The sequence below is a fragment of the Metabacillus sp. KH_069 genome (genome assembly GCF_057838075.1).
On the sequence record NZ_CM174460.1, the window covers coordinates 1,787,329 to 1,811,646 of the forward strand.

The 24,318-nt window shown below is 41.4% G+C and carries 23 protein-coding genes and 2 pseudogenes; 18 read left to right on the forward strand and 7 right to left on the reverse strand.

Annotated elements, in window-relative coordinates:
- The first annotated feature begins 4 nt into the window (after window positions 1–4).
- From AC3ISE_RS08825 to AC3ISE_RS08835, 3 genes and pseudogenes are all read left to right on the forward strand, one after another.
- A pseudogene (locus tag AC3ISE_RS08825) lies at window positions 5–1,007 on the forward strand (phosphotriesterase family protein).
- Between the two features lie 117 nt (window positions 1,008–1,124).
- The gene (locus tag AC3ISE_RS08830; RefSeq protein ID WP_489223910.1) at window positions 1,125–2,081 is read left to right on the forward strand and encodes an NAD(P)H-dependent flavin oxidoreductase; all 957 of its coding nucleotides are present in this window, start codon (window positions 1,125–1,127) and stop codon (window positions 2,079–2,081) included.
- 35 nt (window positions 2,082–2,116) lie between these two features.
- The gene (locus tag AC3ISE_RS08835; protein ID WP_133311314.1) at window positions 2,117–2,386 is read left to right on the forward strand and encodes a UPF0223 family protein; all 270 of its coding nucleotides are present in this window, start codon (window positions 2,117–2,119) and stop codon (window positions 2,384–2,386) included.
- A gap of 44 nt (window positions 2,387–2,430) precedes the next feature.
- On the opposite strand, the gene AC3ISE_RS08840 is transcribed toward AC3ISE_RS08835, so the two are convergent.
- Window positions 2,431–3,069: a YktB family protein gene (locus tag AC3ISE_RS08840; RefSeq protein ID WP_489223911.1), complete on the reverse strand. Its 639-nt coding sequence runs from the start codon at window positions 3,067–3,069 to the stop codon at window positions 2,431–2,433.
- Window positions 3,070–3,323: 254 nt separating this feature from the next.
- On the opposite strand from AC3ISE_RS08840, the gene AC3ISE_RS08845 reads away from it, so the two are divergent.
- From AC3ISE_RS08845 to AC3ISE_RS08855, 3 genes are all read left to right on the forward strand, one after another.
- Entirely contained in the window at window positions 3,324–3,512 is a 189-nt protein-coding gene (locus AC3ISE_RS08845; RefSeq protein WP_070879022.1) for a hypothetical protein, read from the forward strand.
- 157 nt (window positions 3,513–3,669) lie between these two features.
- Window positions 3,670–4,461, forward strand: a complete 792-nt coding sequence (locus AC3ISE_RS08850; protein ID WP_489223912.1) for an inositol monophosphatase family protein — start codon at window positions 3,670–3,672, stop codon at window positions 4,459–4,461.
- A complete protein-coding gene (locus tag AC3ISE_RS08855) occupies window positions 4,462–4,917 on the forward strand; it encodes a GNAT family N-acetyltransferase (RefSeq protein WP_489223913.1) in 456 nt (151 codons plus the stop codon).
- Between the two features lie 122 nt (window positions 4,918–5,039).
- Here AC3ISE_RS08855 and AC3ISE_RS08860 read toward each other — a convergent pair whose 3' ends face one another.
- Window positions 5,040–5,225: a YlaF family protein gene (locus tag AC3ISE_RS08860; RefSeq protein WP_070879025.1), complete on the reverse strand. Its 186-nt coding sequence runs from the start codon at window positions 5,223–5,225 to the stop codon at window positions 5,040–5,042.
- A 140-nt stretch (window positions 5,226–5,365) separates the two neighbouring features.
- Between AC3ISE_RS08860 and typA the strand changes: the two genes are divergently transcribed.
- Genes typA through AC3ISE_RS08875 form a run of 3 tightly spaced genes read left to right on the forward strand, consistent with a single transcriptional unit; the run spans window position 5,366 to window position 7,864 of the window.
- Window positions 5,366–7,210: a translational GTPase TypA gene (gene typA / locus AC3ISE_RS08865; protein WP_070879026.1), complete on the forward strand. Its 1,845-nt coding sequence runs from the start codon at window positions 5,366–5,368 to the stop codon at window positions 7,208–7,210.
- Between the two features lie 37 nt (window positions 7,211–7,247).
- The gene (locus tag AC3ISE_RS08870; protein ID WP_070879027.1) at window positions 7,248–7,571 is read left to right on the forward strand and encodes a YlaH-like family protein; all 324 of its coding nucleotides are present in this window, start codon (window positions 7,248–7,250) and stop codon (window positions 7,569–7,571) included.
- The gene (locus AC3ISE_RS08875; RefSeq protein WP_489223914.1) at window positions 7,568–7,864 is read left to right on the forward strand and encodes a hypothetical protein; all 297 of its coding nucleotides are present in this window, start codon (window positions 7,568–7,570) and stop codon (window positions 7,862–7,864) included. Before AC3ISE_RS08870 ends, AC3ISE_RS08875 begins: the two co-directional genes overlap by 4 nt.
- On the opposite strand, the gene AC3ISE_RS08880 is transcribed toward AC3ISE_RS08875, so the two are convergent.
- Both AC3ISE_RS08880 and AC3ISE_RS08885 read right to left on the reverse strand, forming a co-directional pair.
- A complete protein-coding gene (locus AC3ISE_RS08880) occupies window positions 7,861–8,292 on the reverse strand; it encodes a hypothetical protein (protein ID WP_489223915.1) in 432 nt (143 codons plus the stop codon). The two genes, AC3ISE_RS08875 and AC3ISE_RS08880, sit on opposite strands and share 4 nt — an antisense overlap.
- Entirely contained in the window at window positions 8,292–8,492 is a 201-nt protein-coding gene (locus AC3ISE_RS08885) for a YlaI family protein (protein WP_489223916.1), read from the reverse strand. Before AC3ISE_RS08885 ends, AC3ISE_RS08880 begins: the two co-directional genes overlap by 1 nt.
- A gap of 350 nt (window positions 8,493–8,842) precedes the next feature.
- Here AC3ISE_RS08885 and AC3ISE_RS08890 point away from each other — a divergent pair, with 350 nt between their 5' ends.
- Window positions 8,843–9,298, forward strand: coding sequence for a pyridoxamine 5'-phosphate oxidase family protein (locus AC3ISE_RS08890; RefSeq protein ID WP_489223917.1), 456 nt, complete (start codon window positions 8,843–8,845; stop codon window positions 9,296–9,298).
- 53 nt (window positions 9,299–9,351) lie between these two features.
- Here AC3ISE_RS08890 and AC3ISE_RS08895 read toward each other — a convergent pair whose 3' ends face one another.
- A complete protein-coding gene (locus AC3ISE_RS08895; RefSeq protein ID WP_489223918.1) occupies window positions 9,352–9,960 on the reverse strand; it encodes a YhcN/YlaJ family sporulation lipoprotein in 609 nt (202 codons plus the stop codon).
- A 171-nt stretch (window positions 9,961–10,131) separates the two neighbouring features.
- On the opposite strand from AC3ISE_RS08895, the gene AC3ISE_RS08900 reads away from it, so the two are divergent.
- A complete protein-coding gene (locus AC3ISE_RS08900; protein WP_489223919.1) occupies window positions 10,132–11,460 on the forward strand; it encodes a PhoH family protein in 1,329 nt (442 codons plus the stop codon).
- A gap of 35 nt (window positions 11,461–11,495) precedes the next feature.
- On the opposite strand, the gene AC3ISE_RS08905 is transcribed toward AC3ISE_RS08900, so the two are convergent.
- Window positions 11,496–11,990, reverse strand: coding sequence for a peptidyl-prolyl cis-trans isomerase (locus AC3ISE_RS08905; RefSeq protein WP_489223920.1), 495 nt, complete (start codon window positions 11,988–11,990; stop codon window positions 11,496–11,498).
- 118 nt (window positions 11,991–12,108) lie between these two features.
- Between AC3ISE_RS08905 and glsA the strand changes: the two genes are divergently transcribed.
- The 5 genes from glsA (at window position 12,109) to AC3ISE_RS08930 (ending at window position 20,011) form a co-directional block, all read left to right on the forward strand.
- The gene (gene glsA, locus AC3ISE_RS08910) at window positions 12,109–13,038 is read left to right on the forward strand and encodes a glutaminase A (protein ID WP_489223921.1); all 930 of its coding nucleotides are present in this window, start codon (window positions 12,109–12,111) and stop codon (window positions 13,036–13,038) included.
- Between the two features lie 124 nt (window positions 13,039–13,162).
- Window positions 13,163–13,444 carry an Fpa/YlaN family protein gene (locus AC3ISE_RS08915; protein ID WP_070879036.1) on the forward strand — a complete coding sequence of 94 codons (282 nt, stop codon included), beginning with the start codon at window positions 13,163–13,165 and terminating at the stop codon, window positions 13,442–13,444.
- 297 nt (window positions 13,445–13,741) lie between these two features.
- Window positions 13,742–14,944 carry an FtsW/RodA/SpoVE family cell cycle protein gene (locus tag AC3ISE_RS08920; protein ID WP_489223922.1) on the forward strand — a complete coding sequence of 401 codons (1,203 nt, stop codon included), beginning with the start codon at window positions 13,742–13,744 and terminating at the stop codon, window positions 14,942–14,944.
- 75 nt (window positions 14,945–15,019) lie between these two features.
- Window positions 15,020–18,463, forward strand: a complete 3,444-nt coding sequence (pyc, locus tag AC3ISE_RS08925; protein ID WP_489223923.1) for a pyruvate carboxylase — start codon at window positions 15,020–15,022, stop codon at window positions 18,461–18,463.
- Between the two features lie 126 nt (window positions 18,464–18,589).
- Window positions 18,590–20,011, forward strand: a complete 1,422-nt coding sequence (locus AC3ISE_RS08930) for a cryptochrome/photolyase family protein (RefSeq protein WP_489223924.1) — start codon at window positions 18,590–18,592, stop codon at window positions 20,009–20,011.
- A 710-nt stretch (window positions 20,012–20,721) separates the two neighbouring features.
- Here the strand turns inward: AC3ISE_RS08930 and AC3ISE_RS08935 are convergent.
- Window positions 20,722–21,663, reverse strand: coding sequence for a COX15/CtaA family protein (locus tag AC3ISE_RS08935; RefSeq protein WP_489223925.1), 942 nt, complete (start codon window positions 21,661–21,663; stop codon window positions 20,722–20,724).
- 572 nt (window positions 21,664–22,235) lie between these two features.
- Between AC3ISE_RS08935 and cyoE the strand changes: the two genes are divergently transcribed.
- Complete coding sequence (gene cyoE / locus AC3ISE_RS08940; protein WP_396653201.1) at window positions 22,236–23,108, forward strand: heme o synthase; 873 nt, start codon at window positions 22,236–22,238, stop codon at window positions 23,106–23,108.
- A 98-nt stretch (window positions 23,109–23,206) separates the two neighbouring features.
- A pseudogene (gene coxB / locus AC3ISE_RS08945) lies at window positions 23,207–24,285 on the forward strand (cytochrome c oxidase subunit II).
- Window positions 24,286–24,318: the final 33 nt, after the last annotated feature.

A 24,318-nucleotide genomic window follows, 5' to 3' on the forward strand; every position in this document is an offset into this window, starting at 1 on the left:
GAGGATGAAACATACGGTTGAAACAGTAACTGGACCAATAGAAGCGGATCAGCTCGGAAAAACGTTAATACATGAACACTTTGTGTTTGGCTATCCAGGCTTCCACGGAGATGACTCCCTGGGAGGATTTGATGAACAGGATGCCCTTGAGACAGGGATTACCATAGCGCTGCAGACTCATGAGTTTCGGGGTTGACACAGTAGTCGATCCAACACCGAACGAATGCGGCAGAAACCCTGAGCTATTAAAGGAAATATCTGAACGGACAGGACTTCAGATTGTGTGCGCCACAGGTTTTTATTACGAGGGAGAAGGAGCAACGCCGTATTTTAAATTCAGGCAGGGACTCGGTACAGCTGAAGAAGAAATATATGAAATGTTTAAAAAAGAAATAACAGAAGGGATCAGGAATACCGGAATAAAGCCAGGCATTATCAAGCTTGCTTCAAGCAAAGGAGTCATTACGGAGTATGAACGAATGTTCTTTAAAGCGGCTGCACGGGTGCAGCGCGAGGAGGGCACGGTCATCCTGACTCATACACAGGAAGGCACAATGGGGCCAGAACAAGTCGAACTATTGATGGAGCTTGGCTGTAACCCTAAAAAAATAGTGATTGGCCATATGTGCGGCAATACGGATACAGATTATCACCTAAAGGTATTGGAAAAAGGGGCATTTATAGCATTTGACCGCTTTGGCATTCAGGGCATGGTTGGAGCTCCGAATGATGACGAACGAATAGAAACGCTTTTGAAATTAGTATCGCATGGCTATACAGATCAAATCATGCTGTCGCATGACACGGTTAATCATTGGATGGGAAGGCCGTTAATTCTGCCTGAAGTGATTCAGGAAAAAATGAAAAACTGGCATCCTGCCCACCTTTTTGAAAATATTATCCCTGAGCTTCGGAAACAGGGAATGCCTGATGAGAACATACGAACGATGCTTGAGATCAATCCTTCGAAACTTTTTTTTCATCAGGAAGTAAAAATCAATTCTTGATGACTTGAGGCAGCCTCAGCTGCCTTTTTTTATTCTATTTAATAAAGGAGATGAATCAGAAAAAGAGAATTTCAATAAAAGAAGGATTTTTCATGTATTAACGAAAGGGGAATTTTCATGCAATGGGAGACAAGAATTACAGAGCTTCTTAACATTCAATATCCAATTATTCAAGGAGGGCTTGCCTATCTTGCATACTCAGATTTAGCAGCTGCTGTCTCCAATGCAGGAGGGCTGGGACAAATAACTGCCATGTCTCTTGGGGAACCTGAACTGCTTCGGGAAGAGATTGCAAAAGTCCGCAAAAAAACAAATAAGCCGTTTGGGGTAAATTTTGCCGTCGGTCAGCACGGCAGGCCCTATTCAGATCTGCTGGATGTGGCAATTGAAGAAGAAGTGCCGGTTATTTCAATGACAGGCGGCAACCCTTCGGCTATATTCGATCAATTAAAAGGGGTAAATGTAAAAAAACTTGTTCTGGTCGCTGCCAGAAGACAAGCTGAGAAAGCGGAAGAGCTTGGAGCAGACGCTGTCATGGTTGTAGGACAAGAAGGCGGAGGCCACCTGGGGAGAGATGACACCGGGACGTTCGTATTAATTCCGCAAGTAGTTGATTCTGTATCGATTCCTGTCATTGCATCCGGAGGAATTGGTGATGGCAGGGGACTAATGGCTGCTCTTAGTCTTGGAGCAGAAGGAATTGAAATGGGAACGAGATTTATTGCAACACAGGAGTGTGTTCATGCTCATTCAGAATACAAACATGCTCTAGTAAACAGTTCAGAACGCGACACGGTTGTCATTAAACGCAGTATTGGAGCGCCGGCAAGAGCTCTTGCGGGACCTTGGACAGCCAAAATATTGGAGATGGAGCAAAAACAAGCTGATTATGAAAAGCTAAAAGATTATATTAGCGGACATGCTAACAAAAGATACATATATGATGGTATGATAGACAGTGGTTTTGCTTGGGCCGGACAAGTGACAGGCTTAATCCGCGATGTGCCAAGCGTCGAACAGCTTATGTCGAGGATGATCACTGAGGCCTCTGAGATAAGACAAAGGTGGAGTTAACTTACCACTCAACAGGAAAAGGCAGGTGAGGAACAATGGATTATCAATATCCGATTCAGCCTGATTGGAGCACAAATGAAATCATTGATGTGATTGCATTTTTCCAATCGATTGAAAAAGCATATGAGAAAGGGATCAGCCGGGAAGACTTAATGAAGGCGTACCGGAGATTCAAGGAGATTGTCCCGGGCAAAGCAGAAGAGAAAAATCTTTGCGATGATTTTGAAGAAATGAGCGGGTATTCTTCTTACCGTGCCATTAAAAAAAGCAGAGAAAGCAGCGATTCTGATCAAATCAAAATGTAAAAGGACGGGTTAAATCCCGTCCTTTTGTGTATTTGAGAGAAATTTTATGACACGGCAGCCTTTTGAGCAATAGTATAAAGAGGAAGCAGCGTTTTGAATGTTTCTTCTATTTTATCTGTAAATTCTTTTCCGTTCATTTTAACGGCATCCGCGCGGTCTATTTTAATACCGCATAATAGTTCCGCTTTTTTTACGGTTTGAAGGCGTTCAAACATTTTCTTGAAATCATCTTCGCTCAAGTTATGTTGAACCGATACTTCCGGTTTTGTATGATCACCCGACCAGACGAAATGCTCTGGGATCCCAGAACGCAGCTTGCTCCAGTTTTTTGCAAGCTCAGCACCGTACTGGTCTTTTACAGGCGATTCATAAATAACCGCAAACCAGGCGAAAGCGTGCGTTTCCCATAAACCGATCTGAAAGTGGGGCAGCATTTTATATCCGCGCTTGTTGCCTGCGAAAGCGACCCATGTATCTTTAGGCGGGTTCACCGAGCGCCGGGCGTGCTTTGCTACATGTGCATACATTTCATCTCCAGTCATTCCTGAGAGATCAGATGCAAATCTTTCGCCTAACTGCTCAAGCTTGGGTCTTACTGTTTGAATTAAAGCTTCCATTCTCTCATCCAAGCCGTCTATTTTAAAAACATCGAAATCTTCATTAGTAAAACCTTTAAAGTCCATTTCTAAAACCTCCTGATATCACAGTGCATGCGAACATTTTAGCACACCAGCCAGCATATTCGAAAGAAACTTGCACGTTTCGACACTTTGAGAATGTGGTATTAAATAAATAATAGGTAAATACACAATTTTCAGTTCCAAGTTGCATCCTATTTTCAAGTTTCATATCATATATAAAAATATCAGAAAATTATGTTAAATGAAAAGTCGCTGGTTAACAATTATAGACAATATTTGAAAGGGGCGGTAGAAAGATGAAGCAAATTGTGAAAACTACTGGACAAAAGGAATCGGATAATCGTATTGGGGTGCTGAAACTTGAATTAGATTATGAATTGGCCACCCTTTATGACGCCATGAGCGAAAATGACGAAACAAAGAAGAATGAATGCAAGCGGAAGCTAGAAAGACTAAGAAAAGAATGGCTCAGACTGCAGGCTTAAATGCAGCAAACAAAGCGAACCTCGCAAAAGGGTTCGTTTTTATCTGAGTAAATGATTTTTGGTCCGCAGGAGGCGCCCTTTGCTTGCTTTCCATAATTTCCTTGCGTTATTCTTAATTTATATAAATAGCTTACCTACATAGAAAGAAGGTTTATACATGTCAAATTGGTCTAAGATCGAAAGTGATGCAAAATCATGGATATATTCAGCAGGAGAAACAATCCGCCAGTCCTTTCAAAATGTGCTCCAAATCCAGTCTAAATCGAATCCGGATGATCTTGTCACCAATATGGATAAAGAAACCGAGCAATATTTAATTTCAAAGATTAATGAAACCTATCCGGAGCATCGCATTCTTGGGGAAGAAGGTTTTGGCCACGACATTCAGTCTTTAGAGGGAATCGTCTGGATTGTGGACCCGATTGACGGAACAATGAATTTTGTTCATCAGCAAAGGAATTTCGCCATCTCAATCGGTATTTATGAAGACGGGGTTGGACGAGTTGGTCTGATCTATGATGTTGTTCATGACGAGCTGTATCATGCGGTCAGGGGCAAAGGAGCGTTTATGAATGATTATAAACTTCCTGAGCTTAAAGATGTCCCATTAAACCAGGCTGTGATTGCTTTGAATGCAACATGGGTCATGGAAAATAAACGATTTGATCATAACTTATTAGTTCCTGTCGCAAAAGCGGTGAGAGGGACACGTTCATATGGATCAGCAACACTTGAATTTGCTTACGTTGCATCTGGCAGGCTTGACGCGTATATTACGCTTAGACTTGCTCCGTGGGATTTTGCTGCCGGTCTGATTTTACTTGAAGAAGTAGGGGCAAAAGCAACGACTTTAGATGGAGAAAAGATAAATCTGCTTGGACAAAACAGTATTTTCGTTGCGAAAAAAGGAATTCATTCGACCATTCTTAAGGATTATCTGCACAAGTAGATGCTGAAATACCGTCCATTTGAAGATTCGGACTATCCCTTTTTTGCAGAACTGATCGGAGCAAGCGAAACATGGCAAGCAGAGGAATGCACGCCGTCTCAGGCAGAAGAATACATGTCATCTTATAAAATGTATAACGGCTATTGGCTTGTCTGGATGAAGTCAGATGAAATAATAGGCATCTCATTTCATCTTGACTGGGCTCCCTCCAATGAAAAGCCGTGGATTGGAACGGTCCTGATTCATCATCAGCACCGGAAACAAGGCCTGGGCAAGGAAATAATCGGGCAGATATCAACTATTTTAAAACAGGATGGACACAAAGCAGTTTTTGCCGGCTGTCCGGCATCCAGGCTTGACTGGCTGCAATTTCTTGGAAAGTGCGGATTTGAACAGCTTAAATCTGAAAAAGATAAACAAGGCAAAGAGTATATAACATCAGTTAAACCTGTATAGCCCCTTTTAAAGGGGTTTTTATGCGGAGCTGGACTTGGATAACTTTATTTTATTATCCACAACCTATACCTTTTATAATTTCCTAAACAAATAAAAAAATCGGAGACATGGCCCCGATTTTGTTAAAGAATTCCTTTATCCCGCATTTTCTTTTTTGTGGCAAATCCAAAGCCCATCGCCGCAATAAGAGCAAGAATAGAGATCACTATGCCTAAAATACTTCTTTCACCAACTGCAATGCCGACGCTAACCATCGATCCGGCTGCAATGAATGCTAAAAGAAAGAAGATCCATTTTCCAGATTTCATCTGATTTTTCATCCCCTTCCATAACCGTTTGGACAGCATTTTTTGCCCCTTTTATCAGTTTACATAAAATGATTCCTTTTTTCTATAAAAGTTTGTGGTATAATACATAAGGTTATTTTAATTTTTTAGGAGATGAAAATGTGAAACTTCGAAATGATATTCGAAACATTGCTATTATTGCCCACGTAGACCACGGAAAAACGACTCTTGTCGACAAAATGCTTCATCAGGCAGGTACGTTCCGTGCGAACGAACAAGTTGCTGAAAGAGCGATGGATTCCAATGATTTAGAGCGCGAGCGCGGAATTACGATCTTAGCAAAAAATACGGCAATTAATTATAAAGATACACGCATCAACATCATGGATACACCAGGACATGCCGACTTCGGCGGCGAAGTTGAGCGCATCATGAAAATGGTTGACGGCGTATTGCTTGTTGTTGACGCTTATGAAGGATGTATGCCTCAAACACGCTTTGTTCTTAAAAAGGCGCTTGAGCAAAACTTAACGCCAATCGTTGTTGTAAACAAAATCGACCGCGATTTTGCACGTCCAGAGGAAGTAGTAGACGAAGTTCTTGATTTATTTATTGAACTTGATGCCTCAGAAGAGCAGCTTGAGTTCCCGGTTATCTTTGCTTCAGCTATGAACGGAACAGCGAGCACAAGCCCGGACCCAGCTGATCAGGAAGAGAACATGGTTTCATTGTTTGATTCAATTGTTGAGCACATTCCAGCTCCAGTTGATAACACAGATGAGCCTCTTCAATTCCAGGTAGCTCTTCTTGATTACAACGATTATGTCGGACGTATCGGAATCGGACGCGTATTCCGCGGAACAATGGAAGTAGGACAGCAGGTTTCATTAATGAAAATTGACGGTTCTTTCAAAAACTTCCGTGTAACTAAATTATTTGGTTTCCAAGGCTTAAAGCGTGTAGAGATTGAAAGCGCAAAAGCAGGAGATCTAGTCGCTGTTTCTGGAATGGAAGATATCAACGTAGGGGAAACAGTTTGCCCGGTTGAGCATCAGGAAGCATTGCCGATCCTTCGCATTGATGAGCCTACTCTTCAAATGACATTTGTTGTAAACAACAGTCCATTTGCAGGCCGCGAAGGAAAATATGTGACTTCACGTAAAATTGAAGAGCGTTTAATGTCTCAATTGCAGACTGATGTTAGTTTGCGTGTAGAAAACACAGAATCTCCGGATGCATGGATCGTTTCAGGCCGCGGAGAGCTTCATCTTTCAATCTTAATCGAGAACATGCGCCGCGAAGGCTATGAGCTTCAAGTATCTAAACCTGAAGTTATCGTAAAAGAAATTGATGGTGTAAGATGTGAGCCTGTTGAGCGCGTTCAAATTGATGTACCTGAGGAGCATACTGGTTCTGTCATGGAATCAATCGGTGCCCGCAAAGGTGAAATGCTTGATATGATCAACAACGGAAACGGTCAAGTTCGTTTAATTTTCAACGTGCCTGCACGCGGATTAATCGGCTACTCTACAGAATTCATGTCGATTACTCGCGGATTCGGCATCATCAACCATACATTTGACAGCTATCAGCCAATGCAGCCTGGTCAAGTTGGAGGACGTCGTCAGGGCGTATTAATCTCTATGGAAAACGGAAAATCAACAACTTATGGTATTCAAGGTGTTGAAGACCGCGGAATCATTTTCCTTGATGCTGGTAAAGACGTGTATGAGGGCATGATCGTCGGAGAACACAATCGTGAAAATGACCTTGTTGTCAACATCTGCAGAATGAAGCAGCAAACAAATATCCGTTCTGCAAATAAAGACCAAACAAGCACAATGAAAAAACCTCGCATCATGTCTCTTGAAGAATCTCTTGAATACTTGAACGATGATGAGTACTGTGAGCTTACACCAACTTCTATTCGTTTAAGAAAGAAAATTCTTGATAAAAATGAGCGCGAAAAACAAGCTAAGAAGAAAAAATTAGCTGGCTTGCTGTAAGAGATAACCCTAGACATGCAATGGAGGGGAACACGGGATGAACGTTTACGAAAGTATGTGGCCGGTTGCGTATGCCATTTATACGGCAACTGAACCTGATACTCAAATGGGGGCAAATATTTTATACTTGGTCATTCTCGGATTATCAATTGTCGTATTTAAGCTGGGGTTTGCTAAAAAGCTGCCCCTGCTTAAGGCAATTGTCATCTATTTGTTCTTAATGTTCGGGTGTACAGTTTTAACTTTTTTAGGTGCATTTCTTCCTGTGGCAGAAGGGCTGATTGTTGCAGCACTCATCTTAATCATCTATAAGATTCGTCTGCACCAGTCCAAAAAAGCTGAGCGGAATGCAGCAACATGAGATCTCTCCAGGACTCGCTTTATAATTGGCTCTCCATTAAAGTTGTAGCGGATGCCCGTCCTGAAGATACTGCAGCAGTGGATACATTCAGGCTGTTTGATGAATTGCTTAAAGAAAACCATGATCTTGCCGATGTTCAAGTTCACAAAGATGATGACATGTATCTTGTGAGCTACACACTGAATGGCGAGCCTAAATCATCCAGGTTTCCGGCAGAATTAATCGACAGCATGATTGATCAGATTAAAGCAGAACCTGAAAAGTATCAGAATTACAAAAAAAACACCTCTTAATGAGGTGTTTTTTTGTGCATAATTTGAGCTGACGCAGCCATTGCAGCCGCAAAAAGGATGTGGCCGGCTGTCCACCATGTAAGTGCTTCTAAGTTGTCTATTGCCGGCGTCTCTCTTACAGCAAGGGCCGTTAAAGGAAAATATAATAAAACAGCAGGCAGAGTCAGCGCAAATGCTGTCAGCCATCTATTCAGCTGTGATGTGATAGTAAAAAAGGTTAATGTGAAACTATACAGAACTCCAATTAAGACAGCAACAGCCAAATGGAGGACAAATTCAAAAAGCTCAGGGAGAGGCTCTTTGTAAATAAAATCAATGTTTAGCAAAAGCACATAGACTTTTTCTCCACTGACTATTTCAGCGAATTTTAAAAAAAGACCAAGAACAATACCGCTGATCAGGCCAATAAGAGCTCCCCTCTTAACCACTACCAGCTATCCTCAGTTTTCTTATCTCTGTACAATCTGAAATTTCCTGTATTAGCACGTTCAATCGTCCGGTTTTCAATCCTCAGGTCGCACTCACTGCACATATACGTATGGATCGGGCGGTTTCGCAGCCTCTTCGCCTGAAGCGTTTCATCATTAATGGTTTCTACTTTATCGCATAAAACACATTTTACTCTCATGGTACACCTCATCATTCTTTTTCTGAAAATTGTTGAATACATTTTTAAAATTAATTGTTAAATGTTTATAATCGGATGATAAACCTTTTTATAAAGGAGCTAAACGGGCGCTTCCGCTTTTCTTGAAAGATAAGAAGTATAAAATTTTGCGCTTCGTTGTCCAGCTCCACCGCCTAACTCCTCGGCCAGAACGGATTCAGCGAAAAAGTCAAAACCGGACTTTTCCGCTGAATCCTTATCTGTCTGTCGGAGCTAAACAGGCGGTTCCGCTTTTCTATGTGACTTTACAGTTGGAAACAAAAATAAAAAAAGGTATGATAGCATTATACAACTTTAATGGAGGGAAGAAAATGGCTAATAAGGTAGAAACAAAATTGATTCAGCCTTTGTTTGACAATCTCCAAAAAGAAAGATTTGCTGTTTTTGCAACTCTTGATCATGAAACAGGATCTCCGAACGTATCAGCTGTATCATGGGTATATGCCCCTGATTTAGAACGAGTTTACCTGGCTGTCGATAATCGGTCCAGAATTGTTGAAAACGTAAAAAAACATCCTGCTGCAGCTATTACGCTGCTGGCAAATGAGTCTACATATTCTATAAATGGCCATGCCTATGTCAAAATTGACAAGCTTGAGGGTGTCCCATTAAAACTTGCTTTAATTGAGATTAAGATATCTGAAGTCCGTGATGTCATGTTTTACGGGTCAAAAATATCAGCCGAACCTGCATATGAAAAAACATATGATGAAAAAGCAGCAGCAAAGCTTGACAGTCAGGTGTTAGAAGCAATGAAAAAAGCTTAGATTGGAATATCTAAGCTTTTTTTCAATCCAGATTATAGTGGGAAGGGAAGCAGTCAGTTCTGATTTAAATGATTTTCTGACTGATCTTCCTGTTCGCGGTCAAGTTCTTTTTGCTCTTTTTTGTTCAGCTGATCATTATCTTCCTCGGTTGGTCTGTTTCTTTGATTATTCAGCATATCACTGGGAATTTCAGGCATAACGCGGCCGACGATTGCGGCAAGCTCTTCAAGGATGCCTCCAACAGGCTGTCCTTGCTGAAGATCTTTGCCCATTTCCCGCAGACGGACTGTAGTATCCGCATCAGCGATAATCACAGCGTTTGCACCATATGGATCATGCTGAATGCTTTCTGCAACAGCGTATTTAATTGATTCAACCTTGTTGCGGTCAAGTTTTGAATTTACATCAATGCCTACAACTGCATATTTCCCAAGAACAACTGCGCTTACATCATTGACTCCCGGTACACGCCCAGCAAGATTGACCAGGCGTTTTGAAATCTGTTGACCTGATTTTTTTTCCACAGGTTCATTTACTGTGTTTCGAACATTAATGGGTTTTCCGTTGTGATCTTCGGGTGTGTCGTCCTGAGAGCCCTGATTTGCTTGGCATCCTGATAGAGCGAGCAGAATAAACAGTGCTGAAAAAACAAAGTTGCGCATGAAATCACTCCTTTTTAGACCATGCTTTTTAATTTTATTGTCTAATAAATCTTCTATCTTTATGCACCAATTCATATATTTTAGCAACGCTTCAATTACAGCTTGATTATCTTCGTCTGACTTTCACGTGCAATACACTATAAAAACCTGAACTGGGTAGGAGGCGGAAGGTTGAGTAAAATCTATGTTTTGGATACGAATGTCTTACTGCAAGATCCGAATTCCATTTTTTCTTTTGAAGAAAACGAAGTAGTGATTCCGGCAGTCGTTCTTGAAGAAGTCGATTCAAAAAAGCGGTATATGGATGAAATAGGACGAAATGCAAGACATGTTTCCAAACTGATTGATAGCCTAAGGCTGATTGGAAAGCTTCATGAAAAAATTCCTTTGCCAAGCGGGGGATTTTTGAGGATTGAGCTGAATCATCGCTCATTTCATGAACTTCAGGAGATTTTTATAGAAAAAACAAACGATAATCGCATTCTTGCAGTGGCGAAAAATCTTTCAATTGAAGAGGAAACAACGGAGAACGGCCGGCCGGTCATCCTTGTGAGCAAGGACACGCTGGTCAGGGTAAAAGCGGATGCAATCGGACTGCTGGCTGAGGATTTTCTAAGCGACAGGGTTGTTGAAATTGAAAGAATCTATACAGGCTATCTAGATTTGTATATAAGCGGTGATGATTTAAACAGATTTTATGAAAAAAATGAATTGATTTTGTCTGAAGTGACGAATCATCCATTTTATCCAAATCAATTTGTCATCATGAAAAATGCGCTTGGCGGCTCTGCTTCTGCGATCGGATGTGTTGATAAAACAGGAAAAAAGGTAAAGAGGCTCGTATTTGATCACGATCACATTTGGGGAATACGGCCAAGAAATGTCCAGCAGACGATGGCAATGGAGCTGCTTCTCAGAAATGACATGCCACTGGTCACATTAATTGGAAAAGCAGGCACCGGGAAAACGCTGCTCGCTTTAGCTGCAGGTCTGATGCAGACAGAGGATTTAGTCACGTTCAAAAAATTGCTCGTTGCAAGGCCAATCGTTCCTGTCGGGAAGGATATTGGCTATCTTCCTGGTGAAAAGCAGGAAAAACTAAGACCGTGGATGCAGCCGATCTATGATAATTTAGAATATCTTTTCAATGCGAAAAAACCTGGCGAGCTGGATGCCATTTTAGCAGGGATGGGATCAATAGAAGTAGAAGCCCTGACGTATATTCGCGGCAGAAGTATTCCTGAGCAGTTCATTATTATTGATGAAGCCCAGAACTTAACGAAGCACGAAGTAAAAACGATTTTGACCAGAGTAGGGGAAAAAAGCAAAATTGTCTTAATGGGAGATCCTGAGCAAATCGATCATCCTTACCTTGATGAATACAATAATGGCTTAACCTATGTGGTGGAGAAGTTTAAGGATCAGTATATTGCGGGGCATGTCAGATTAGTAAAAGGGGAGCGCTCAGGTCTTGCCCAGCTGGCAGCAGATTTATTGTGAAAGATGGGAAAAGCCGCTGTCATCAGCGGCTTTTCTTACTCAATAATAATTTCTTTTATGTTCGTAATAGGATTATCACGGTTGCTGCCATCTCCGTAATAGAGAGTAACGGGACCTTCGTCAGTAAGGGGTTTACCATTTTTACTGAATCCGAGTATGAGGGCAGAGGCTTCCTCAAGAGACATTCTTACGTCTCCTTGCCCGGTTTTAAAAACAGCATATTCTGCTGCTTCAGCAGGCTCCGCATTTTTAAGGAATGGAAGAAATGGAATACCAAACGTCCCATTCAAGATTCGTTCTTTTTCCGTTCGTTTATTATTTTTGTTTTCCGGGAGCTTTGCTCCTTCACGGATTTCCTGATCCCAGTGTTTTGAGACTGCCTTAGTGTACTCTTCCAGTTCGTTCCGTTCTTTTTTGTTTTCATCAAAATAAACAGTCAGATCGACTTTTCTGTCATCAAATATCCATACGCCGGGATCCAGTGTAATTGGAAAGGCAATATTTCCTTTTATCAAAATGATTGAATCCATTGCTACACGTCCTTTCTTTAAAAGTATAAGCGCTTTCTGTGAATTTGTCATGGGGGACATCGGCATGACAGTTTTTGGGCAAACTAACACCTCATACTGAATGAAGAGGTGAACAACCATGCCATGTCAAACCAGTGAAGAATTGGCGGAGCTTGTCAGCATTGCAAGGGAAGTGACGAAGGAAGGCAAGATTGCTGACTATATTCCTGCACTAGGAGAAGCAGATCAAGGTGATTTATCCGTTGCGATTTATCATGTTGAAAATACATGTATGTCAGCTGGGGATATTGAAAAAAGCTTTACCTTGCAAAGCATATCAAAGGTGCTGACGCTTGCTCTTGTACTGATGGATCATGGGGAATCCTATGTATTTGATAAAGTGGGCATGGAACCGACGGGAGATCCGTTTAATTCAATCGTCAAGCTTGAAACTCATGAAAATCAGCGGCCGCTGAATCCGATGATTAATGCAGGCGCACTTGCTGTTACAAATATGATCAAGGGATCTGACAAGGAAGAAAAACTATCCCGCTTTTTAGCTTTTACAAAAGAATTAACCTTCAATAAGGAGATTAAAGTCTGTCATGAGATCGCTTCATCTGAATTTGAAAACGCCTGGCTGAACAGGTCTCTTTGTTATTTTATGAAAAAAGACGGCATCATTGATGGTGATGTAGAGGATTTAATTGATTTATATTCAAAGCAATGTGCTGTAGAAATGCACAGTCTCGACCTTGCGAAAATCGGGGCAGTCTTCGCTCTGGACGGCAGACATCCTCAAACAGAAAAACAAATCATCCCCAAAGATATTGCGCGAATCTGCAAAACGTTTATGGTGACATGCGGCATGTACAATGCTTCTGGAGAGTTTGCAATAAAAGTGGGAATCCCTGCTAAAAGCGGAGTGTCCGGAGGTATTATGGGCATCGTGCCCTATCATTTTGGAATCGGAATTTTTGGCCCTTCTCTTGATAAAAAAGGGAACAGTATTGCGGGTATAAAACTGCTTCATCTTTTGTCTGAAAAGTATGAATTAAGCATTTTCTGATGAAGCTTTGTGCGGGAACAAGTTCAGTTATGAATAACACCTTGTTTTTTCTTGATTTTTTACTGTTTTCCCTATAATATTAATAGATAGATTAGGGTAATCGCTCGGGAACGGAGGGGTTCAATTGGCGTCTGAGATTGCGATTGATCATCGAGAAAAAGCACTTGCGCTCTTAAAGGCAGATGCTGATAAAATTACGAAGCTGATTCAAGTCCAAATGGACAATTTGACGATGCCTCAATGTCCTCTTTATGAAGAGGTTTTAGATACACAAATGTTTGGACTGTCGAGAGAAATTGATTTTGCCGTAAGGCTGAATCTGATTGATGAGCGGGAAGGCAAAGCTATCCTAGACACACTCGAAAGAGAAATGTCAGCATTGCACGAGGCGTTCACAAAGAAATAACAATAAAACTCAAACTGTTTAATTAGACAGTTTGAGTTTTTTTATAAAGCTCGCCAGTCATATATCTATGTAATAAACGTCTGAACGAAAACAGCCTTTTTTAGCAGGTTTATATACCAGAACAAAAGACCTACATACTTTTATAACTTGTTTACGCACGTTTGCCGGGTTACCATAAGGCGTGCGTTCAGAAGATGAAAACATAATGGAAGGAATTTGCGCTTTAATCTCGAATTTCTAACTAGGAAAATAAAATCATCCAGAATGCAGCAACAAGTCACGATAGGAAGCGATAAAATGATAAAAAAAATTCTTAAATCATATGATTATTCACTCATACTTGCTGTGATTCTCTTATGCGGATTTGGTTTGGTCATGGTGTACAGCTCAAGTATGATTTCTGCGGTTGCCAGGTGGGGATATACAAGCGATCACTTTTTTCAGAGGCAGGCAATTTTTATAGCAATAGGGTTTATAGTCCTTTTGGCTACTATGTTCTTTCCTTACAGAGCTTATTTAAGTCCTTTCTTTATCAGGGGGGTAGTCATGCTGTCCATCCTGATGCTCCTTGCTATTTTCGTATTTGGTTCCGTTGCAGGCGGTGCCAGAAGCTGGTTCTCCCTGTTCGGCTTTAAAGTGCAGCCGGCAGAATTTGTGAAACTGAGCGTTATCTTGTACCTTGCAGCTGTGTACGAAAAAAAACAATCATATATTGATCATTTTGGAAGAGGCGTGCTGCCTCCGATTATTTTTACAGGATTTATCTGTGTATTGATTATTCTGCAGCCGGATATAGGCTCGGCATCAATCATTGGGATGATCGCTCTTTCGATGGTCTTATGTTCAGGTTTGGGCATGAAGAACATCTTTAAGCTCATTATCCTGGGTCTTGCAGGTCTTGCTGCAATCAGTCCGCTTGTTTTGCTGAAATGGGACAAGATCTTTACAGCGGAGCGGGTCAGCCGTTTTGTCGGATTTATGGATCCATTCGGAGATGCGAAAGACTCAGGGTTTCACTTAATAAATTCTTATTACGCCATTGGTTCAGGCGGACTGACGGGGCTTGGCCTCGGGGAAAGCGTACAAAAATACGGCTATTTGCCTGAATCGCACACAGATTTTATTCTGGCGATCATTTCTGAAGAGCTGGGGATTTTAGGAGTAGCGTTTGTCCTGATCCTTCTTGCTTTTATCGTGCTGAAAGGCTTTCACATTGCAAGAAACTGTGAAGATGCATTTGGCACACTGCTCGCTATTGGCATTTCAAGCATGATTGGAATCCAGACAGCTATTAACGTTGGCGGACTAACAGGGCTGCTGCCAATTACCGGAGTTACTCTTCCATTTATAAGCTACGGAGGCTCCTCAATGATTCTGTTAATGCTTTCAATGGGGCTTCTCATTAATATATCAATGTTTATTAAATACCGGGCGACTTATCAGAAGACTGAACAAAAGCCGGTAAGTGAAACACATAGTAATACGGTACCATTTCAATAGAATAAAAGTGTTATACTAATTATAAATGTGTTATACTTTTAGTAGTGCAACTGATGAAGCTTAAGGGGGATTCCTATGTCGCAGAAAAACATTCAGAAAATACTTGTAGCAAACCGAGGTGAAATTGCCATCCGTGTGTTCCGTGCCTGCACGGAGCTTAATATCCGGACAGTGGCTATCTATTCTAAAGAAGATTCAGGCTCGTTTCACCGTTACAAAGCAGATGAAGCATACATAGTAGGCGAAGGGAAAAAACCGATCGATGCTTATTTAGATATCGATGGCATTATTGAAATTGCTAAAGCCAATCAAGTGGATGCCATTCATCCCGGCTACGGATTTTTATCCGAGAATATTCATTTTGCAAGAAGATGCGAAGAAGAGGGAATTATTTTTATTGGCCCTAAATCTAACCATCTTGACATGTTTGGGGACAAAGTGAAAGCAAGAAAGCAGGCAGAGCTTGCAGATATTCCGGTCATTCCGGGCAGCAGCGGACCTGTGCAAAGCTTAGAGGATGTTGTAGATTTTGGCCGCGAAAATGGCTATCCTTTCATTATTAAGGCTTCACTTGGAGGCGGCGGACGCGGCATGAGGATTGTGCGCAGCGCTGCAGCTGTTAAAGAATCCTATGAACGTGCCAAATCAGAAGCAAAAGCTGCATTTGGCAACGATGAAGTATACGTTGAAAAACTAATTGAAAATCCTAAGCACATTGAAGTGCAAATTATTGGTGATGAACACGGAAATATCATTCATTTGTTTGAACGTGATTGTTCCGTGCAAAGACGTCATCAAAAAGTGGTCGAGGTCGCTCCAAGTGTTTCTGTAGATGAAAAATTAAGACAAGACATTTGTGATGCAGCCGTTAAGCTGATGAACAAAGTTGAATATGTGAATGCTGGAACAGTGGAATTCTTAGTTGCCAATGGTGAGTTTTACTTCATTGAAGTTAACCCGCGTGTTCAAGTAGAGCATACAATTACCGAAATGGTCACAGGAATTGATATTGTTCAGACTCAAATAATGGTTGCAGAAGGCTATCCTCTTCATGGCAAAAAAATTGGCATACCGCCACAGGATCAAATCAGGGTAACGGGCTATGCCATTCAATCAAGGGTTACAACAGAAGATCCATTGAATAACTTCATGCCGGATACTGGCAAGATCATGGCATACCGTTCGGGAGGCGGCTTCGGAGTAAGGCTTGATGCCGGAAACGGATTCCAGGGAGCTGTTATTACGCCGCATTATGATTCACTGCTGGTTAAGCTTTCAACTCAGGCGCTTACGTTTGAGCAGGCTGCCGCAAAAATGATCCGAAACTTAAGGGAATTCAGGATCAGAGGGATTAAAACCAACATTCCTTTTTTAGAAAATGTGATTAAACATGAGAAATTCATGTCAGGTGAATACGATACATCTTTCATTGATTCATCACCAGAGCTGTTCGTATTTTCAAAGAAAAAAGACCGCGGAACAAAAATGCTTTCCTACATTGGAAATGTAACAGTTAATGGCTTTCCGGGCATTGAAAAGAAAAAGAAGCCGGTTTTCGATAAGCTCTACATTCCAAAAGTGAAACTTTCCGAACCGATTCCAAGCGGAACAAAGCAGATCCTTGACGAGCAGGGTCCGGAAGGTCTTGTGAGATGGCTGAAAGAACAGAATGAAGTGCTGTTAACAGATACAACATTCCGCGACGCTCATCAATCACTTCTGGCAACACGCTTAAGAACGAATGACATCAAACATATCGCGGAACCTACTGCAAGGCTTCTTCCTAATTTATTTTCACTTGAAATGTGGGGCGGAGCAACATTTGATGTAGCATACCGCTTCTTAAAAGAAGATCCTTGGGACAGACTGCTCACAGTCAGAAAGCAAGTTCCAAATATCCTGCTGCAAATGCTTCTTCGTGCATCTAACGCAGTGGGCTATAAAAATTATCCGGATAATGTCATTGAAGAGTTTGTAGAAAAGTCTTCTTATGCAGGAATAGATGTTTTCCGTATTTTCGACAGCCTGAACTGGGTTGAAGGAATGCGCCCTGCAATTGAAGCTGTCAGAAAATCAAATAAAATTGCCGAGGCGGCGATTTGCTATACCGGAGATATTTTAGATCCTTCCCGCCGGAAATATAATCTGGAATATTATAAAAATCTGGCTAAAGAACTGGAAGAATCAGGTTCTCACATCCTGGGAATTAAAGATATGGCAGGCTTGCTTAAGCCTCAGGCTGCTTATGATCTGATTTCTGCTTTAAAAGAAACGATTTCCATTCCAATTCATCTTCACACACATGATACGAGCGGAAATGGTATTTTCACATACGCCAAAGCGATCGAAGCTGGAGTCGACGTTGTGGATGTAGCTGTAAGCTCTATGTCCGGCTTAACTTCACAGCCGAGCGCAAATTCTCTCTATCATGCCCTGCAAGGAATGGACCACCGGCCAAAAGCTGATATTGAAGCATTAGAAGAACTGTCTCAATATTGGGAAGGCGTGCGCCACTATTATCAGGATTTTGAGAGCGGCATGAATTCGCCTCATTCGGAAGTGTACATGCATGAAATGCCCGGCGGACAATACAGCAATCTTCAGCAGCAGGCAAAAGCTGTTGGACTGGATGACCGCTGGAACGAAGTAAAAGAGATGTACCGCCGCGTAAATGATATGTTTGGAGATTTAGTCAAGGTAACGCCTTCTTCGAAAGTAGTCGGCGACATGGCCCTCTTCATGGTTCAAAATAATTTAATCGAAGATGATATATATGAGCGCGGAGAAACGCTTGATTTCCCGGATTCCGTTGTAGAATTATTTGAAGGATATCTTGGTCAGCCTCACGGCGGTTTTCCGAAAGAACTTCAGCGTATTATCTTGAAAGGCCGCGAGCCGATTTCGGTCAGACCTGGTGAATTGCTAGAGCCGGTCAACTTTAGCGCATTGAAAGAAGAGCTGTTCCAAAGCTTAAATAGACAAGTGACAAGCTTTGATGCGATCGCTCATGCACTTTATCCAAAAGTGTTTATGGACTATGCAAAGACATTTGAACAGTTCGGGGATATTTCGGTTCTTGATACACCAACATTCTTATATGGAATGAGACTTGGAGAAGAAATTGAAGTTGAAATCGAACAGGGGAAAACGCTGATCGTAAAACTGGTTTCAATTGGAGAGCCTCAGCCGGACGGAACACGCGTCGTTTATTTTGAATTAAACGGCCAGCCGCGCGAGGTCATTATCCGTGATGAAAACATTAAAGCGACAATCACAGCGAAAATGAAAGCAGATAAAGGCAACAAAGATCATATCGGAGCCACAATGCCTGGCACGGTCATCAAGGTTTTAGTTGAAAAAGGCGAAAAAGTCAGCAAGGGCGATCATTTGCTCCTGACTGAAGCAATGAAAATGGAAACAACCGTTCAGGCTCCATTCTCAGGAACGATCAAGGATATTCATGTATCAAACGGTGAAGCCATTCAAACTGGTGATTTATTAATTGAAATCAGTCATTAAAAGACAGCCTCCGGGCTGTTTTTTTCTGTTTCGGCTTAATGTGCATTTGGATAAGCATACAAAAACCCATCCATTCTTTCATAATTGAATTGAGCTGGATACAATCTAGAATGAGGTGAATAAACTATGAAAACAGCGGCAGTTTGGTTTCGCAGGGATTTAAGGCTGCAGGATCATACAGCTCTTTCAAATGCGATGAAGTGGGCAGAAAAGAATGATGCAAGATTGTTATTGTTTTTTCAGATGAATCCTCACTTTTTGAGTGACAGCATAGATATGCGGCATCAGTATTTCTTCCAGACATTATCTTTATTTATGAAAGAGTGTGAGAGTAAGAACATTGCGTTTCACCTTTTATCAGGAGAGACAGATAAGGTCTTTACTTCTTTACTAGATAACATTCCCGAGATTGAGATGTTCTTTTTCAATGAAGATGAAACAGGCTATGGAAAAAAACGCGATGATGAGGTCATGAAGCTCATTCATGATAAAAATCGAAAAGCCTATACATTCCAGGATCATTTTCTTCACGGCGCACTGGAAGTGAAAAAGCAGAATAGAGAGTTTTATAAAGTCTTTACTCCTTATTACAGGGCGTGGAGAAAGCTTGATAAGAGCATGCCTCTCCAAATAAATTTAAAGACCCTTGCTGAACGCGCCTGCAGGTTTGAAAAATTAACAGCAGATGGAAGCCGCGAGCTTGAAGAAATAGCAGGAGATTTTGAAAAGCGAGAGGACATAGGAGAAGCAGCTGCTTTAAAAACGTTAAAAAGCTTCACTTCCGATAGATTAGAGGATTATCATAAAAAACGGGATCTTCCCGCTGTAAACGGGACAAGCACGCTTTCCAGGTATTTAAAAACTGGAGCCATTTCTCCAAGAACGGTTTACCATTATATCTCACAGATTGAGGGAGATCAGGACAGCGGCAAGGAAACCTTTATAAAAGAACTTGCCTGGAGGGATTTTTATAATATGGTCTATGTCCAATTCCCAAACAGTGCCGTTGAAGAGGCGGATGAACGGTATCACAAAATAAATTGGAGCAGAAATAACGAGCGGTTAAAAGCCTGGTGCGACGGTAAGACCGGATATCCAATTGTAGATGCGGGAATGAGGCAGCTGAACGCTGAAGGATGGATGCATAACCGGTTAAGGATGATTACTGCCTCTTTTTTAACGAAGGATTATCTGCTCGACTGGCGCCTGGGAGAAGAATATTTTGCGAAAAAGCTAGTAGATTATGAGGCGGGATCCAACATTGGCGGCTGGCAGTGGGCCGCTTCAGTCGGAACAGATGCCGTGCCTTATTTCAGAGTGTTTAATCCGGTCACACAGTCGAAAAGATTCGATCCTGATGGAGAATTCATCCGGAAATATGTACCCGAGCTAAAAGATGTCGATGCCCAGTTCATTCACGAACCATGGAAAATGAACGATGATCAGCAGAAACGGACGAATTGCAGGATCGGTGAGGACTATCCTGAGCCTACAGTTGAACACAGCGAGCAAAGGAAAAAAGCGATTGAAATGTTTAAGGACATGTAAGAAAGGGACGCGCGCTGAAAGTTTAATAAATTTTATAAAACAGTAAATTCGCATACCGCTTGGTGTGCTTTTTTGTTGGTGAAATCAAAGCCGTGGTATAAGGACACTTCATCAAGAGTAGATGAGAATAGAGGAATCAAAGCGATGCAATGAGGACACTTCAACAGGAAAAGGAGAGGAAAGTGGAATCAAAGCAGGTCTATGAGGACACTTCATCAGGAAAAGGAGAGGAAAGTGGAATCAAAGCAGGTCTATGAGGACACTTCATCAGGAAAAGGAGAGGAAAGTGGAATCAAAGCGATGCAATGAGGACACTTCATCTAGAGAAAGTGATAAAAGTGGAATCAAAGCGGTGCAATGAGGACACTTCACCAGCAAAAGGTGAGAAAAGTGGAATCAAAGCGATGCAATGAGGACACTTCAACAGGAAAAAGTGAGGAAAGTGGAATCAAAGCGGTGCTATAAGGACACTTCACCTAGAAAAGGAGAGAAAAAAGGAATCAAAGCAGGTCTATGAGGACACTTCACCAGTAAAAGGTGAGAAAAGTGGAATCAAATCAGCTCTTTTAGAAGGCAAACCTGGCGGTGGATGGGTTTATGGGAGTCATAGGCTCTCGATAATTCTAGAGATAACATTTAATCAAAAAAGCCAGCCGAAAGAGGATGGCTGGCTTCGTCATACTATTTGAGGGATAGAAGAATCCCTCAATTTAGATTACTTTTTTATTTTCTTTATTCAATTGTGCCTGACGGTTTATTTTGTTTCTGCTGATAAGCAGGATGAAGTAGCTGAGAACCCCGAAAAGGCAAGAGATAATTAATGCATGGGCGAGTGCGACAGCTAAATTTAAACCCGTCAGCACGACAAGCGCCCCGGACACTACTTGCATGGAAATAAGGGCAAAAGCAATCATCCAGCCGTAATAAACGATTTTTTGATGTTTATAGTATTTAAATGCTTTGTAGGCAGCTATTGCCACCCAGATAAAGATTAAAGCGGCGGCAAATCTGTGGCCCATCTGAATCCACTCATGAAGAGTAGCCGGAAGACCATATGGCCTGTTGCTGCACATTGGCCAGTTGGGACATGCAAGACTTGCTTCTTTATGTCTTACAAATGCACCTGTATACACAACTAGATAGCAGTAAGAGATAATGCCGATCATATGAAACTTCATTCTTTTATCAATAATCAAGGATTCTGTATCAAACTTCTTATCTACTTCGAAGATAAGCAAAGTAAGAAGCAGAACAGAAGCAAATGATATGAGCGATATGCCGAAATGGAGCGCAAGAACGGCATCTGACTGTCCCCATTTAACTGCTGCGGCTCCAATTAATGCCTGCAGAATCAGGAAAAAGAATGATAAACCTGCAAGAAATTTTGTCTCGCGTTTATGTCCAATCATAATCCATGATGAAACAGCTAAAAGAAGGACAAGAATCCCTGCTAGTCCGCTGACAACCCGGTGACTGAGCTCAATAACAAGCTCCGGGGTAATCTCAGACGGAATCAGTTCGCCGTGGCACAGCGGCCAAGAATCGCCGCATCCTGCTCCAGATTCTGTTTTTGTAACCAAAGCTCCTCCTAAGAGTACGAGAAGCATAACAATAGATGTGAGCACGCCTAAACCTTTTAATGCTCTCTGCAAGATGTTCACCTTCTTATTCGTAATGATGAGATTTATCTAAATCGACAAAAAACGGGCTTGTGCGCGTGAAATAACAGCTCCAGCCTCAGCCGATCAGGCAACAAAAATATGACGGATACCATTTCTGTTTATTATAGTAGGAAAACAGGCACATTAAAAAGGAATTATATGGGTGACTCTTTCGCAGATGTTTTTTTCGCAAAAGATTCCATAATCTATAAAAAATTCCTAATAGTTATGATAGAATGTTATCGTGGTCAAAAAGTTATGCCATCATTTTTTAGAGTATCAGTGAATGGACAGCTTTTCAATTAATTAACCTGCGCTGCTCATCTGCTTCACAATTTCGACATAACTTCTTCATAATTTGTTCACAAAACTTTTGCTGATTATGGTTTAATATCAAGAAGGAAGCATTTTGTAAATATTGTTTTATTTAGTATGATATAGAAAGTTTCCATCATACAGCTGATTCTTTTTATTAGAAGCAGAATGAAAAAGGAGGTCTATAAAACGTGCCTGATTCAAGGACCTTATCTGAAACACATCTAAGCGGAACCCGGCCTGAAGAAATCCACGAAACGACAGCTCTTAAAGACTTCCTGAGTCTTATAAAGATGGGCATTGTCAATTCTAACATGATTACTACCTTCACGGGGCTGTGGCTGGCATTGCATTTTACAGGACAAAGCTTCCTGCAGAATATAGATAGTGTTTTATTTGTTTTACTTGGTTCAGCTTTAATTATTGCTGGTTCTTGTGCAATCAATAATTTTTACGACCGTGATATAGATCATATCATGGAAAGAACGAAAATGAGACCGACAGTTACTGGGAAAATGAACCCAATTCAAGCTTTGTGGATTGGTATTTTATTGCTTACGTTCGGCTTTATTCTTTTGCTGATGACAACTGTAACGGCTACGTTAATCGGGTTGATCGGCGTAATTACATACGTCTTTTTATATACAATGTGGACAAAACGCCACTATACACTGAATACTGTTGTAGGCAGTGTATCGGGTGCAGTTCCACCCCTTATCGGCTGGGCTGCAATCGATGCAGACCTGAGTGTGACAGCTTGGGTATTGTTTATGATCATGTTCATATGGCAGCCGCCGCATTTTCTTGCTCTTGCAATGAAAAGAGTGGAAGAATACCGGGCTGCAGGCATTCCGATGCTGCCGGTGGTTCATGGTTTTGCCATTACAAAAAGGCAAATGATGGTTTGGGTGATCTGTCTTCTGCCTTTGCCGTTTTACTTATTTCAGCTTGGGGTTTCTTTCATCATTCTGGCAACCGCTTTAAATATCGGCTGGCTTGTGCTTGCTTTGTCAGGCATGAAAATGAGAGATGATCTGAAATGGGCAAAGTGGATGTTTATTTATTCACTGAATTACTTAACGATCCTTTTTGTGGCGATGGTACTTTTCACGATCAACTAGGTTAGGAATTCTTTCTTTTAGGAATTTACATAGAAGGAATTATCAATTCCTGTGATATTGCGGGAATTAATTTACTGAAAGAGGGGTTTGATTTAGCTATGGAAAAGAGGCTGACAAAATTACGTCTCGTTGCCATCTTTGCAATGTTGACACTTGTCTTAGCCGGCTGTGGTGAACCATATCTTTCCGCTCTTCAACCAGCTGGTGAAGTTGCGGATATGCAGTACTCATTAATGGTGCTGAGTACGCTCATCATGGTCATTGTAATCGCAGTCGTAACTGTGATCTTCATTTATGTAGTTCTGAAATTCAGACAGCGCAAAGGTGAGGAAAATAAAATTCCTGAGCAAGTAGAGGGAAGTCATAAACTTGAAATCATTTGGACTGTTATTCCTATTCTTTTACTACTTGTGTTAGCGGTTCCAGTAGTATCTGCTACATTTGAACTTGCAGATGTGAAACCAATGGACAAAAAGGACCGCAAACCTGAAGATGCGGTTGTCATTAATGTCAGAGCGAATCTTTACTGGTGGGAATTCGAATATCCTGATCAAGGGGTTATCACGAGCCAGGATTTAGTTGTTCCAACAGATGAAAGGGTTTACTTTAATCTGATTGCTTCTGATGTTAAGCATTCATTCTGGATTCCTTCAGCAGGCGGCAAAATGGATACAAACACAGAAAACATAAATCAGTTCTGGCTTAATTTTGACAGCAAGCGTTCAGAAGAAGCAGGTGAATATTTTTACGGGAAGTGTGCAGAGCTCTGCGGCCCTTCACATGCTTTAATGGATTTTAAAGTAAAAACAAAATCCCGTGAAGAATTTGATCAATGGCTTGAAGAAATGAAAGGTGCAAAAGCAGTTGCATCTTCAGACTTAGCTAAACAGGGAGAAAAGTTATTCCAGGAAAAAGCTGCATCGGCTGTCATGCTGTGACACCTGTGGATGAGCGTCCTGAACAGGCTAGAACAGCTCCAAACTTAGCTAACTTCGGAGAGCGCACCAGGGTAGCGGGCATTCTGCCTCATGATAAAGAAAATATCAGAAACTGGCTGAAAGATCCTGAACAGTACAAACCAGGAAACAAGATGACAAAAACGTATCCTGAGCTGAATGATGAGGAACTTGATGCACTTACTGAATACTTAAGCGGCTTAAAAGTCGAAACGAAGTAAGATGTCTCAGCAGAATAAAAGGGAGGTAACACT

Coding starts and splice junctions, on each gene's coding strand:
- AC3ISE_RS08830 (WP_489223910.1), top strand. CDS start 1,125: ATGCAATGGGAGACAAGAATTACAGAGCTTCTTAACATTCAATATCCA.
- AC3ISE_RS08835 (WP_133311314.1), top strand. CDS start 2,117: ATGGATTATCAATATCCGATTCAGCCTGATTGGAGCACAAATGAAATC.
- AC3ISE_RS08840 (WP_489223911.1), bottom strand. CDS start 3,069: ATGGACTTTAAAGGTTTTACTAATGAAGATTTCGATGTTTTTAAAATA.
- AC3ISE_RS08845 (WP_070879022.1), top strand. CDS start 3,324: ATGAAGCAAATTGTGAAAACTACTGGACAAAAGGAATCGGATAATCGT.
- AC3ISE_RS08850 (WP_489223912.1), top strand. CDS start 3,670: ATGTCAAATTGGTCTAAGATCGAAAGTGATGCAAAATCATGGATATAT.
- AC3ISE_RS08855 (WP_489223913.1), top strand. CDS start 4,462: ATGCTGAAATACCGTCCATTTGAAGATTCGGACTATCCCTTTTTTGCA.
- AC3ISE_RS08860 (WP_070879025.1), bottom strand. CDS start 5,225: ATGAAATCTGGAAAATGGATCTTCTTTCTTTTAGCATTCATTGCAGCC.
- AC3ISE_RS08870 (WP_070879027.1), top strand. CDS start 7,248: ATGAACGTTTACGAAAGTATGTGGCCGGTTGCGTATGCCATTTATACG.
- AC3ISE_RS08875 (WP_489223914.1), top strand. CDS start 7,568: ATGAGATCTCTCCAGGACTCGCTTTATAATTGGCTCTCCATTAAAGTT.
- AC3ISE_RS08885 (WP_489223916.1), bottom strand. CDS start 8,492: ATGAGAGTAAAATGTGTTTTATGCGATAAAGTAGAAACCATTAATGAT.
- AC3ISE_RS08890 (WP_489223917.1), top strand. CDS start 8,843: ATGGCTAATAAGGTAGAAACAAAATTGATTCAGCCTTTGTTTGACAAT.
- AC3ISE_RS08895 (WP_489223918.1), bottom strand. CDS start 9,960: ATGCGCAACTTTGTTTTTTCAGCACTGTTTATTCTGCTCGCTCTATCA.
- AC3ISE_RS08905 (WP_489223920.1), bottom strand. CDS start 11,990: ATGGATTCAATCATTTTGATAAAAGGAAATATTGCCTTTCCAATTACA.
- glsA (WP_489223921.1), top strand. CDS start 12,109: ATGCCATGTCAAACCAGTGAAGAATTGGCGGAGCTTGTCAGCATTGCA.
- AC3ISE_RS08920 (WP_489223922.1), top strand. CDS start 13,742: ATGATAAAAAAAATTCTTAAATCATATGATTATTCACTCATACTTGCT.
- pyc (WP_489223923.1), top strand. CDS start 15,020: ATGTCGCAGAAAAACATTCAGAAAATACTTGTAGCAAACCGAGGTGAA.
- AC3ISE_RS08930 (WP_489223924.1), top strand. CDS start 18,590: ATGAAAACAGCGGCAGTTTGGTTTCGCAGGGATTTAAGGCTGCAGGAT.